Annotated in this window: 13 protein-coding genes; 2 read left to right on the plus strand and 11 right to left on the minus strand. The window is 69.4% G+C overall.

Annotated elements, in window-relative coordinates:
• Positions 1-11: 11 nt before the first annotated feature.
• Positions 12-1,151, plus strand: coding sequence for a CaiB/BaiF CoA transferase family protein (locus CFB18_RS13300; RefSeq protein ID WP_088572285.1), 1,140 nt, complete (start codon positions 12-14; stop codon positions 1,149-1,151).
• On the opposite strand, the gene CFB18_RS13305 is transcribed toward CFB18_RS13300, so the two are convergent.
• The 11 genes from CFB18_RS13305 to CFB18_RS13355 all read right to left on the minus strand — a co-directional run bounded on the left by CFB18_RS13305 (position 1,148) and on the right by CFB18_RS13355 (position 9,469).
• Positions 1,148-2,005 carry a response regulator gene (locus tag CFB18_RS13305; protein ID WP_088572286.1) on the minus strand — a complete coding sequence of 286 codons (858 nt, stop codon included), beginning with the start codon at positions 2,003-2,005 and terminating at the stop codon, positions 1,148-1,150. The two genes, CFB18_RS13300 and CFB18_RS13305, sit on opposite strands and share 4 nt — an antisense overlap.
• A 43-nt stretch (positions 2,006-2,048) precedes the next feature.
• Positions 2,049-2,678 carry a 4-vinyl reductase gene (locus CFB18_RS13310; protein ID WP_200808225.1) on the minus strand — a complete coding sequence of 210 codons (630 nt, stop codon included), beginning with the start codon at positions 2,676-2,678 and terminating at the stop codon, positions 2,049-2,051.
• Between the two features lie 36 nt (positions 2,679-2,714).
• Positions 2,715-3,092, minus strand: coding sequence for a roadblock/LC7 domain-containing protein (locus CFB18_RS13315; RefSeq protein ID WP_088572287.1), 378 nt, complete (start codon positions 3,090-3,092; stop codon positions 2,715-2,717).
• A gap of 104 nt (positions 3,093-3,196) precedes the next feature.
• Positions 3,197-4,021 carry an undecaprenyl-diphosphate phosphatase gene (locus tag CFB18_RS13320; protein WP_088572288.1) on the minus strand — a complete coding sequence of 275 codons (825 nt, stop codon included), beginning with the start codon at positions 4,019-4,021 and terminating at the stop codon, positions 3,197-3,199.
• Positions 4,018-5,184 (minus strand): glycosyltransferase family 4 protein, encoded by a 1,167-nt coding sequence (locus CFB18_RS13325; RefSeq protein ID WP_088572289.1) that lies wholly within the window; start codon positions 5,182-5,184, stop codon positions 4,018-4,020. The genes CFB18_RS13320 and CFB18_RS13325 overlap by 4 nt, the downstream gene beginning before the upstream one ends.
• Positions 5,181-5,813, minus strand: a complete 633-nt coding sequence (udk, locus tag CFB18_RS13330) for a uridine kinase (RefSeq protein WP_088572299.1) — start codon at positions 5,811-5,813, stop codon at positions 5,181-5,183. The genes CFB18_RS13325 and udk overlap by 4 nt, the downstream gene beginning before the upstream one ends.
• 137 nt (positions 5,814-5,950) lie before the next feature.
• Positions 5,951-6,646 (minus strand): nuclease-related domain-containing protein, encoded by a 696-nt coding sequence (locus CFB18_RS13335; protein WP_088572290.1) that lies wholly within the window; start codon positions 6,644-6,646, stop codon positions 5,951-5,953.
• A gap of 18 nt (positions 6,647-6,664) precedes the next feature.
• Positions 6,665-6,994 (minus strand): hypothetical protein, encoded by a 330-nt coding sequence (locus CFB18_RS13340; protein ID WP_200808226.1) that lies wholly within the window; start codon positions 6,992-6,994, stop codon positions 6,665-6,667.
• Between the two features lie 91 nt (positions 6,995-7,085).
• Complete coding sequence (gene fabF / locus CFB18_RS13345; protein WP_088572291.1) at positions 7,086-8,387, minus strand: beta-ketoacyl-ACP synthase II; 1,302 nt, start codon at positions 8,385-8,387, stop codon at positions 7,086-7,088.
• Positions 8,388-8,403: 16 nt separating this feature from the next.
• Complete coding sequence (locus tag CFB18_RS13350) at positions 8,404-9,042, minus strand: hypothetical protein (RefSeq protein WP_088572292.1); 639 nt, start codon at positions 9,040-9,042, stop codon at positions 8,404-8,406.
• A 184-nt stretch (positions 9,043-9,226) separates the two neighbouring features.
• The gene (locus CFB18_RS13355; RefSeq protein ID WP_088572293.1) at positions 9,227-9,469 is read right to left on the minus strand and encodes a hypothetical protein; all 243 of its coding nucleotides are present in this window, start codon (positions 9,467-9,469) and stop codon (positions 9,227-9,229) included.
• A 330-nt stretch (positions 9,470-9,799) separates the two neighbouring features.
• Between CFB18_RS13355 and CFB18_RS13360 the strand changes: the two genes are divergently transcribed.
• Positions 9,800-12,224, plus strand: a 2,425-nt coding sequence (locus CFB18_RS13360) for a tetratricopeptide repeat protein (protein ID WP_159461762.1), incomplete at its 3' end; no start/stop codon positions are given.

Here is a 12,224-nt window from a genome sequence, read left to right on the forward strand (position 1 = left end):
GGGAGGTCTGGATGCTGCTCTCCGGGATCCGGGTGCTGGATCTGACCCGTCTGCTGCCGGGGCCCTTCGCCACCCAGTGGCTGGTGGCCATGGGCGCGGAGGTCATCCGGGTGGAGCCTCCGGCCGGGGGGGACTGGCTCCGGGAGATGCCGCCGGTGGTGGAGGGCTTCGGGGCCTGGTTCGCCGCCGTCAATCGGGGCAAGAAGAGCGTGGCTCTCCAGCTGAAGCACCCCAAGGGGCGGGAGATCTTCCTCCGCCTCGTCGAATCGGCGGACGTCGTGGTGGAGGGATTCCGACCGGGGGTGATGGCCCGGCTGGGCCTGGCATCGGAGACCCTCCTCGAACGCCAGCCCCGCTTGATCTACGCCGCCCTCACGGGTTACGGGGCTGGCAGCCGCTGGCGGGAGCGGGCCGGTCACGATCTCAACTACCTGGCGCTGGCCGGCTTTCTGGGCCTGAACGGCCCCCGGGAAGGCCCGCTCATCCCTCCCCCGGCGCCGGTGGCGGACCTCGGGGGGGCGATGGCGCTGGTCATCGCCGTGCTGGCCGGGTTGCTGCATCGGGAGCGGACCGGCCAGGGCCTCATCCTGGACGCCTCGATGCTCGAGGTCGTTGTCTCCTGGATGCAACCCTTCTGGCGCGCGCATCAGGCCGGCGTCCGGGCAACCCGCGAGGGGATGCCGCTCAACGGGGCCTTTCCGTGCTATCGGGTTTACCCCACGGCGGATGGAGGGGCGATGGCCCTGGCAGCGCTGGAGCCGACGTTCTGGCGCGCCTTCTGCGAGGCCGTCGGCCGCCCGGAATGGATCCCCCGCGCCTTCGATCCAGCCCTCATCCCGGAGGTGGCGGCCCTCTTCCGGAGCCGGACCCGCGCGGAGTGGGAGGCGCTGCGGGCGGGGATCGAGGCCTGCTTAGAGCCGGTGCTGGAGCCGGATGAGGCGATCGAAGGGCTGTCAACGATCGCGCCCGCCTTCGCGACAGGCCTTCCTACGCTGCCGTTCGCTGTGAACGGGGAGCGCCTCTTCGCCGCAGGCCCGCCTCCCCGCCAGGGAGAGCACACCCGGGAGATCCTTCAGCGCCTCGGATACGAAGCGGCGGAGCTGGAGGAGCTGGCCCGTCAGGGGATCGTGGGGATCCCTGGCATGGATTAGGGGACCGCTCGCTTCCGCGCCTGAAGCCGGCCCAGGATCTCCTCCGGATGGTGGAAGGGTCCTTCGGCCCCGTGGACCTGGGCCGTCACCACCTGCAGGGGCGGGAGATTCTCCGGGTGCTCCTCCACATCCTGAAGGGGATAGAAATAAGGCAGAGCGTTCTTCAGGCGGGCAACCATGCGCTCGGCGGCGGGGCCGAGCAGATGACGCTCCCCCACGATGACGAACCATCCTTCCCCCAGATGGCCCAGGAAGAACGGGTCGCCGCTTTCGTGGTTCACCCCTGCCAGCACGAGCCCCACGGCCCGGATGGCATCGTCCCGGGCGATGAATCCATAGCGCTCCCCGAAGGCCTCCAGGCCGTCCAGACCGATCAGTATAGCCGCCCAGTCGGCGCGCCCCAGCTGCTCCCGCAGATGCTCCAGGATGAGGGGCCGGCCGGGCAGTCCGGTCAGGCCGTCGAAGGCAGGCTCCACCTGGGATCGGCGCAGGATGTTCTGGACCCGGGCCCGCAGCTCCTGCAGGCTGAACGGCTTGGGGATGTAATCGTAGGCTCCCAGCTCCAGGCCGGCTAACCGATCCTCGCGCTCCCGCTTCTCGGTGAGGAAGATCACCGGGATCTCCCGGGTTCTCCGGTGGGCCCGCAGCTGACGGAACACCTCAAAGCCGTCGATGTCCGGCAGGCGGATGTCCAGCACCACGAGATCGGGGAGGCGCTCCCGGGCCAGGGCGAGGGCCTCCTCTCCCGAGGCGGCGGTCAGGACCTCGTAGCCCTGCGCCTGAAAGTAGTTCCCCAGCAGGCCGGCGGTCTCCGGCTCGTCCTCCACGATCAGGAGCGTCGCCACCCGGGCCATTCCCTCCCTCCGGCGAAGCCACAGGCATCCGATTCTTTTCCCATCAACCGATGGGCTCCTTATAGATCGCGAAGGAGCAGGTGGGATCTCCCATGGCGATGCAGGAGATCTCCTCCACGCGAAACTCCTTGCCGCCGCTGACCCAGCGCAGCCCTTCCTGGAGCAGGCCGATGGCCGCGTAGCAGACCGGCCGGTCGGTTTTGCGGCCCCAGCACACCGGGCAGCGCTCGATCACGTAAATGAAGCGATCGGCCTCTTCGTAGACGTAGCTCTTCTGATCGCTGAACTGGGTGAAGATGCCGGCCATCGCCGGGAGGCCGATCTTCAGCTTCGCCTGGAGGGGGAGGACGCGGAAAGCGAGGTCGCTGACCCCAGCCAGGGCGCCGAAGCCCTGCAGGCCCCGGGCGAAGGAGGCGCGACCGCCCCGCAGGGCCAGCCCTCTGCCTCCCCGAGGCCCATACATCTCCTCCAGGGCCTGGTTGATGGCGGCGAAGTCGGCGAAGTCGAAGCCTCGCTCCAGGTTATCCGGCGGGTAGTTGTCGATCAGGTGGGGGAGACGGGCCAGGTGAAGAACGGCGTTCAGCCCGTTCTTCCCCATCACCTCCTCCAGCGCCTCCAGGAAAATGCGGGCGATCTTATTGGGGTAATAGAGGCCGCTTTTCTGCTGGCTCAAGGCGTCGCCTCCGTTCCCGAGGGATCAGTAGCGGGTTCAGGAAGCCAGGATGCGGGCCAGGTCCTCCGCAGCCCGCCGCATGTCCAGGAAGAGCAATCCCAGCTTGGCCTGGGGTCTGGCCAGCACGGTCAGCACCGCCTCCTCCCCCACCGCCATCAGCACCACATACCCCCGCTCCCCCCGGATGTAGACCTGATCCAGGGTCCCCCGGCCCAGCTCGCTGGCGATCCGCTCCCCGAGGGAGAGCATCGCCGCCGACATGGCCGACACCCGGTCCTCCTCCACGTCGGCCGGCAGGGCCGAGGCCATGATCAGCCCGTCGATGCTGACCACCGCCGAGGCCTCGATGTCGGGCGTGCTCGCCTGAAGCTCCTTCAACCGCTCGATCATTCGTTCCGTGCGCGTGCGGGCCATGCGCGAACCCCTTTCGACAGCATATCAGGCTCTATCCTAATTGCGATGGGCCCGGGTTGTCAAAGGGACCTGACCGGGACGCACGGCTTTCCGGCCGGGTGCGATCAGGATCGGAACGCCGCGAGGATCAGCATGGAAAGGCTGACCAGAAGGCAATATAGGGCGAAGGGCATGAGGGAGCGCCGGCGCACCAGCCGCATCAACCCCCAGATGGCCAGGTAGCCGGAGAGGGCCGCGGCGAGGGCGCCCGTCAGGATCGGCCCCACGGCCTGAGGGGGCAAGCCGATCTCGAAGAGGTCCTTCAAGGCCACCAGGCCTGCCCCCACGAGGGCGGGGACGCTGAGCAGGAAGCTGAACCGGGCGGCCTCGGATCGTTGCAGGCCCCGGCCGAGGCCGGCGGCGATGGTGGCCCCTGAGCGCGAGATGCCCGGCAACAGCGACAGGGCCTGAGCCAGGCCGATGGCCAGGGCATCCCCCAGGGTCAACCCCTCCAGATCGCGCTCCCGCCGTCCGAAGCGCTCCCCCAGCCACAGCAACGCGGCGGTCCCTGAAAGCAGGGCCGCGGTCAGCGTCGGTTGCAGAAAGACCGCCTCCACCGGCTTCTTGAAGAGCAATCCGGCGACGACGGCCGGGAGGGTGGCGACGATCACCCAGCCGCCCAGCCGGCCGCCCGGCGTCCCGAAGGGAGAACCGTTCCGCGCGCCCTCCCACCAGCCCTGGAGGATCTCCCGGAGCTCTCGGCGGAAATACGCGAGGACGGGGATCAGGGTGCCCCACTGGACCAGCACGTCGAAGGGGAAGGCGATGTGTTCGTCGATCCGCCAGCCCAGAAGCCACGGCACCAGCACCAGGTGCGCCGAGCTGCTGATCGGCAGATACTCGGTGAGCCCCTGGACGATCCCCAGCACCACCGCCTGGAGCCAGGTCATCGATGCGCCTCTCCATCCCGTAGGATGCGACCCTGCACCTGTCGGATCACCTGCTCATAGGCCGCCAGGGTGCGGGCGGCGGTCTCCGCCCACCGGAACCGGGCGGCCCGGCGGAGGCCGGCCTCGCGCAGCCGGGTCCGCAGCTCCTCCCGGGACAGCGCCGCCGCCAGCGCCTCCACCCAGGCCTCCGGTTGGTCCGGGGGAACCCGGAGGCCGGCCTCCCCCACCACTTCCGGCAGCGAGGAAGTGTCCGCCACCACCACCGGTGTCCCGCATGCCATCGCCTCCAGGGGAGGAAGCCCAAAGCCTTCATACCGCGAGGGGAAGGCGAACACGGCGGCCGCGCTGTAGAGGGCGGGGAGATCCGCATCCGGCACATAGCCCAGCAAGCGCACCCGGCCCTCCAGCCCCAGATCCCGGAGGGCGCGGAAGATGCCTTCGGTCAACCAGCCCGGCCGCCCGGCCACCACCAGGCCCAGCTCCGGCCAGCGCCCAAGCAGGCTCCGGTAAGCGGCGAAGAGGGTGGGAAGATTCTTGCGCGGCTCCAGGGTCCCCACGTAGAGGATGAATCGCTCCGGCAGGCCGTAGCGGGCGCGGATCGCCGCCACCGCCTCCGGAGGCGCGGGGCGGAATCGCTCGTCCACCCCCTCGTAGGTCACCACGATGCGCTCCTCAGGGATCTGATACCATCGGATGGCGTCCTGCCGGGTGCACTCGGAGACCGCGAGGATGAGATCCGCCCGGCGCAGGAAGCGAGGCATCATCAAGGTCAGGAACCAGCGATTGAGGGGCATATGGGTTTCCGGGTAAAGGCGGAAGATCAGATCATGCAATGTGAAGACCGAAGGGATAGTCCGAAAGGGAGGGAGGAGGTGATCCGTGGCGTGGAAGAGCGCGGCGGGCGCCATGATGGCGTCCATCGGGCGTCGGAAGAAGTGGGCCAGCATCACCTGCAGGCGCCACGGCTTCGCGGGCAGCGGGCTCCGGCGGGCCGGCAGCGCGTCGAGCGGAGAGAAAACATCAGCTCGGCCGGCGTGATGGTAGAAGACCGCCAGGCGGCCCGGCAAAAGGGGGATCAGGGCTTTCACCAGCTCCGCGGCGTAACGCCCCAGCCCGGCCCGGTGGTGGACTGCGGGCGAGACATCGACGACGATGAAGGTCATCCCTCGTTTTCCTCCAGCAGCGCCCGGATGCGGGCGATGATCATATCCAGGGCCACCGTGTTGAAGCCCCCCTCCGGGATGATGATGTCGGCGTAGCGCTTGCTGGGCTCCACGAACTCCAGGTGCATCGGGCGCACGGTGGAGAGATACTGCTGGATGACCGACTCCAGGGTCCGCCCCCGCTCGGCCAGGTCCCGCCGCAGGCGCCGGATGAACCGGATGTCGGGATCGGCGTCCACGTAGATCTTGATGTCGAAGAGATCCCGCAGCGCCTTCTCGACGAAGACCAGGATGCCCTCCACCAGGATCACCGGGCGCGGCTCCACGCGGCGGGTGTGGGGCGTGCGGGTGTAGGTGGTGAAATCGTAGATGGGAACCTCCACCGGGCGCCCGGCGATCAGCTCCTGCAGGTGCCGGATCAGCAGCGCTGTGTCGATGCTTTCGGGGTGGTCGTAGTTGATCCGGACCCGCTCCTCTATGGGGAGGTGGCTCTGGTCTTTGTAGTAGCTGTCCTGCTGGATGAGGGCGATCCGCTCCGGGCCGATGCGCCGCACGATGGCCTCGGCCACCGTGGTCTTGCCGGAGCCGGTCCCTCCGGCGATCCCGATCACCACCGGCCGTTTCCGCATCGCCATCCCCGTGAGCAATGGATCGCGGCGGAAGGCGCTCCTACGACATCGTCTTCACACCGGCGAACGCGGTGGGATCCCTGATGCGAGCGGATGTAGGCCGAAATGAATTTCGGCCTCCAAGCGTCACCGCGCCTCTACGCTTCCCCACGGGGGAGGATCTGCTCCAAAGCGGCCTGGAGCTCCCGGGGGAGAGAGCTTCCCCGCCCCTCTTTACGTAGCCACTCCTTCAGCTTGCGGGCATGGACCACCGGGACGCTGCTCCCTTCGATGTCCAGACGGGCCTCCGGATGGGTGAAGACGATCACCGGCCGGACGGGGATCTCCTTTCCATCCAGGCGCCGCGCCAGATAGCGGCGCAACGCCTCCGCCTCCTGCTGCGCCTCGCGGGTAGGGTTCCCCAGCGTGTCCTGGGCCATCCAGCGCAAGAACCACCGCAACAGCCCGATGGGCTGGGACCAGCGATCGTTCCGGCAACGGATCTCCCCGCGCTGCCATTTGACGGTGAAGGTCCGCACGCCGTCGGGACCCACCAGCACATGGTCGGCGGGCAGCATGTAGTGATAGAGAACGTAACGGTCGTCCAGGCCTTTGAGGGCCTGGGTAAGGGCCGCCTCCGGGCGATCCGGCCGCACGAAGCGATGGATGTAATAGATCCCGATCTGAGTGAGGCCGAAGCCGACGAAGAAAGCGATCACCGGGATGAGGGCCAGCTGCGGATAGAGCAAAGAGGTGACCAATCCGAGGATCAGGGTGATGTAGCCGATGGGGAACGCCCAGTTGCCGATCGTCGCCCGACGCCGGATATAGGCTTCGTTGCGCACCACCTTCATCGTGGACGAATCCCTCCCTCAGGGTTGCGGCCGCTCGGCAGCGGATCGCAGCCGCTGGTATTCCTCCGCGCTCAGGAACCGTCCGCCCTCGATGGCTCGCTCCACCACGCGGTAGCCGGAGTCCAGGCGGACCTCGGCCCGCATCAGCTGGAAGCAGCGATCGTCCATGATCTCCTTCACCAAGATGTAGCCGGTCCCGCTTTCATCCGGGTTCAGGTCGTAACGGCGGTCGGCCCGCACGGCCACCGGCGCCCCGCACCGGGCGCACTGCACATACAACCAGATGGCGTCCGGGTCGCCGGCCGCCTCGCCCCCCCGCCACAGCTCCCGAATCCGCCGCCAGATCAATCCGAAACCCCCATCGGAGATGCGTCCTGTGGGAATTATACCCGGAGCCTGGCCCCGGGGGCGCGGCGGATCCGATCTGCTTCGGCCGGACTCAGGGATCCGGTGGCTCCCACCGGCCCAGGACGAGGGAGATGTTGTGGCCGCCGAAGCCGAAGGCGTTGACCAGGGCATGGCGCACCCGGGCGGCTCGCGTCACGTTGGGGACGTAATCCAGGTCGCACTCGGGATCGGGGGTTTCGTAGTTGATGGTGGGGTGGATCACCCCGTGGACCAGGGTGAGGGCCGTGGCGATGGCTCCTAAGGCGCCCGCCGCGCCCATGGTGTGGCCGATCATCGATTTGGTGGCGCTGATCGGGATGTGATAGGCATGCTCCCCGAAGACCTGCTTGATGGCCGCCGTCTCGATCGGATCGTTGAGCCGCGTGGAGGTCCCGTGGGCGTTGATGTAATCGATGTCCTCGGGGCCCAGGCCGGCGTCCTGCAGGGCCCAGCGCATCGCCCGGGCGGCCCCCGCGCCGTCCGGCTCCGGGGCGGCCACGTGATGGGCGTCGGCGGCGTTGCCGTAGCCCAGGACCTCGGCGTAGATCCGGGCGCCCCGGGAACGGGCGTGGGAGAGGCGCTCCAGCACCACGATGCCGGCCCCCTCGGCGTAGACGAAGCCGTCGCGGTGGGCGTCGAAGGGGCGGCTGGCCCGCTCGGGCTCCTCGTTGCGGGTGGAGAGGGCGCGCATAGCGGCGAAGCCGGCGATGGCGAAGTCAGTGATCAGGGCTTCCACCCCCCCGCAGATCACGACATCGGCGATCCCCCGGCGGATCCACTCAGCGGCCTCGCCGATGGCCTGGGCCCCGGTGGCGCAGGCGGCGGCCACGGTGGCGATGGGGCCCCTCGCCCCGAAATACACGCTGACGTGGTGGCTGGGCATGTTGGGGATGGAGGCCACCAGGGCGAAGGGGCTCACCCGGGACAGCCCATGGGTGCGGAAGATCTGGATCTGGCGGTCGGCCACCTCGTAGCCCCCCATCCCCACCCCGATCAGCGTCCCCACCCGCTCCGGATCCGGGAAGCCATCGAACCCCGCATCCCGCACCGCCTCCCAGGCGGCCACCACCGCGAACTGGGAGCAACGCGCCATGCGGCGGGCCTCCTTCGGGGAGAGGACGACCGTGGGGTCGAAGCCCTTCACCTCCCCCGCGATGCGGACCGGGAGGCCGGAGGCGTCGAACTGGGTGATGGGGCCGATGCCGGAGCGGCCGGCGATCAGGCCCTCCCAGAACGAGCGGACGTCCAGGCCCAGGGGGGAAAGAGCCCCCATCCCGGTGATCACCACCCGCCGGTCCTCCGGGCGGGCGACGGACACGCTTCGCGGCGCTGGGTTCCGATACGGGTCGCTCATCGGAGGGGATCCGAGTTCATGGAGATTTTCCCGGAAGCCTTCGGATCTCCCGCTGCAGGAAATCATAGCCCACCTGGGCCATCAGATAAGAGGCCATGTAGAGCGCGCGCTCCTTTCCTTCGAAGCGTTCCCGAAGCCGGGTCAGATAGCCCTCGATCTCCTCAGGGGAATGCAAAAGGGACGCATGGCCGTAAAGCCGCACCCGCTCCTCCAGGAGCTCCACCGGCAACTGCATCGCCTGCTCCAGCAAGCGGATGCGCTCGGAGACCAGGTGCTGATCGATCTGATCCCGACAGAACCGCTGGAAGCGGCCGTAGAGATCGGCCAGGGAGAGCGAAACGGCCTGGCCCACGTTCGGATCTAAGGGCTGCAGCAGGTTGACCTGGGCGCGCAACAGCACAGGCCCTCCGATGCCGACCGCCACCGCCAGCAGCCACGGATCCTCCGGGGGGAGCCGGAGCCGACGCCCGAGGACGTAGAGGGCCAGGACGAAGAGGACGTGCGCGCCGATGAACAAACCGCTCCATCCGCTCCGCAAAGCCCGGCGGATATCGCTCCGGAAGGTCTGCAGGATCTCGCCCAGCGCCCACAGGGCAGCCAGGCCGATGACCGTCAGATAAGGCCCGGCCTGGAGAACCGTCTCCCATCTACCCATCCGGATCGCGCTCCGTCAGAAGTTCCATGGCGGATCAACCCGGGAGGCAGAGGGCCGCGCAGGAACATCGCCGGACTCCCGGATCTCCCCGTCGGATGCGCTCGGGCCCCAGGGGCGCGGAGGGCCGAGCCCCCGGCCAGCCACGCGGGCGCCCGGGGCAGCCCAGGCGGGTCCGTGGAGATCTCTATGAGAGGTGTCGAAGCTGCTCCCGCCCCCGGGCGGTGAGGGCGACCAGCGGCCCGCCCCGGACGTTCCGGAGCTCGATCAGCCCCTCCGCTTCCAGCTCCTCCAGGACCGGGCGGATCTCATCGACGAACGATAGGGTGAGGGCGGCCAGCTCGATGGGCAGGGCCGCTCCCCGGCGCTGCAGGGCCTGTAGGATCTCCCGACGCAAACGGTTGTGCAGGGCAGAGGCCTGGGCGGACATGGCATCCACGCATCCTCGGTGTGGGCAACGCTCGCGGTTGCCCCACACCCCCATTGTAACGAAGGACGAGAGGCCCGGCAATCCGGATGGCGTGGAGGGATGTCTCCCAAAATCGTCGGAAGCCCAGCCCGATGTAGTAGGGGCGACCGGCCGGTCGCCCCTGCCCCATCCCCCCACGGCCCTGAAAAACCGGAACGCCCCGGACGTGGAGCGGGACCGCCGGCGATGTTTCCTTCCGCTGGAGCCCCGCGCAGCCCGCGCTCTGCAACCTTCCCAACGCCTTCATTCCGTTATAATCGAGGCGAAAGGACCCCGCCCCGGAGACCCTGAATGTCCCACGAGACCGTCGCCCAAATCGTGGATCTCCTCCTGGAGGTCCTGGGCGAGGCAGGCGTTCCCGGCACGCTGCTCGCCCGCCGCGCCGTCCAGGCCATAGAAGGGCTGCGGCGCGATCAGGCGGCCCGTCAGCGCCTGCAGGCGCTCCTGCAGCAGGCCGAGGACGCCTTCATCCAGGAGGCCCGCCGACAAGGGCTGGAGGCCGTGGCGCAGTGGGTGACCATGCTCCCCCAGCAGAACCGTCCCCTTTTCCAGCAAGCCCTGCAGACCCTGCTGCAAAGATGGGATGAAACGGACCTCCAGCGCGTGCTGGAGCAAGCGCTCCGCCAGATCCCAGGCTTGGAACAGGACCAGCTCCGTCGCGCCCTTTCCCTTTATCTGCGCCTTCTCCGCGCCCATCTCATCCAAGATGAGGCCTTCCACCAGGTGATCGTTGGCCTGAGCATCCTGCGCACCGAAGCCAGAGTGGATGCCCTCTACGAGGCCATCAGCGCCCTGCGCGGCCTGCCCGAAGATCTGGTCGCCTGGCCGGTCCAAAGCCTGGATGCATCGCGCATCTCCGAGCTCCGCGCCGACCTCCTGCTCGCCCGCTACCGTCTGGTCCCCTACACCGGGAAGGCCTTCCGGGAAACCCTGAAGGACCTCCTGGCCTGGGCCCAGGGGCTGGAGGCGGCCCAGCCGCCGGTGGGGCTGCGCACCTACATCGGCCCCGGCGGCGCCGGCAAGACCCGCCTGCTGATCGAGGCCGGCGAGGCCCTGCGCCGGGAGGGCTGGTGGGCCGGCTTCCTGCGGGCCGGGCGACTTACCCCGGAGAACGCCCGCCTCCTGACCGCCGACCCCCGCCCCACCCTGCTCATCGTGGACTACATCGCCAACCGGGCGGAGGAGGTGCGGACCCTGCTGCGCGAGGCCGCCCGCGCCCGGGAGGAGCGGGCCGCCCCCCTGGCCCTCGTCCTCCTGGAGCGGACCTTCCCGGACTGGCTGGAAAAGGACCTTCAGGACTACACCGACCCCGAATATGTGGGCTGGCCGGCCTTCCTCAGCCTCCCCACGGTGGAGAGGGAGCCCCGATCGCTGCCGGACCTGGACCCGGAGGACCGTCGGGAGCTCTTCCGGGAGGCCCGGGCGCGGTTCGCGGCGCTCCTCGGGATGAGCGGCCGCCCCCTCCCCGATTACGAAGAGCTGCCCGAGTCCCCCCTCCACGTCCTCTTGCTGGCCCTGGTAACGGCGGCGGGGGAGCGGGTGGACCGCCCCGCCGACCCGGAGCGGGTGTTCGAGTGCGCCTGGAGCCGGGAGCGGGCGGCCTGGGAGCGGCATCTGATGCCGCTGTTGCAGGGCCAGCCGGAGCCGCGGCGGCGCCGCGCCCTGGAGGTCGTGGAAGACCTGAGCGTCCTGGCCACCCTGGGCCGGCCCTTCCCGGACGCTGAGGCGGCGGCAGCCTTCCTCAAGGCCCGCTTCCGGCCGATCCCGGATGTGAGCTGGGACGAGCTGGTCGAGCTCCTCCCGGCCCTTTTCCCCCGCGCGGAGGGGAGCATGATCCCGCCCATCGCGCCCGACCCCTTGGCCGACCACGTCCTGATGCGGCGGCTGACGGAGCGCCCGGAGCTGGTCCCCCTGGCCCTCCCCGCGCCCGAGGAGGCCGAAGCGAAGCCGGAGGAAGGCGTCGGCGCGGCCCAGCAGGCCTTGGAGGCGCTGGCCCGCCTGTGGGAGCGGGCGAGGGGCGGGGCGGAGCGGGAACGGGTGGGAGGCTGGATGCGGGCGGCCGCCGAGCGCCTGGCCGGGTGGCCCCCTGCGGCATGGGGAGCGCTGGCTGCGGCGCTGCCGGCCCCCGATCGCACCCTGGCCCTGCGGCCCTTCCTGGCCGATTTCTACCGGGCCCGGCTGGAGCGGACGCCGCCGGAGAAGCCGGAGGAGCGGGCGCGGGCCCTGAGCCTGCTGGGCTTCGCCCTCTCCGCCCTGGGCCGGCGGGAGGAGGCCCTAACGGCCACCCAGGAAGCGGTGGAACTTTACCGCCAGCTGGCCGCCCAACACCCCCAGGCCTTCCTCCCCGACCTGGCATCAAGCCTCAACAACCTGGGCGCGAGGCTCTCCGAGTTGGGCCGGCGGGAAGAGGCCCTGCAGGTCACCCAGGAAGCGGTGGAACTCTACTGCCAGCTGGCCGTCCAACACCCCCAGGCCTTCCTCCCCGACCTGGCATCAAGCCTCACCAACCTGGGCGTGATGCTCTCCGAGTTGGGTCGGCGGGAGGAGGCCCTAATGGCCACGCAGGAAGCGGTGGAACTCTACTGCCAGCTGGCCGTCCAATACCCCCAGGCCTTCCTCCCCGACCTGGCATCAAGCCTCACCAACCTGGGCGCCGGGCTCTCCGGGTTGGGCCGGCGGGAGGAGGCCCTGCAGGTCATCCAGGAAGCGGTGGAAC

This window comes from Thermoflexus hugenholtzii JAD2 (assembly GCF_900187885.1).
In the GTDB taxonomy this organism is placed as follows: domain Bacteria; phylum Chloroflexota; class Anaerolineae; order Thermoflexales; family Thermoflexaceae; genus Thermoflexus; species Thermoflexus hugenholtzii.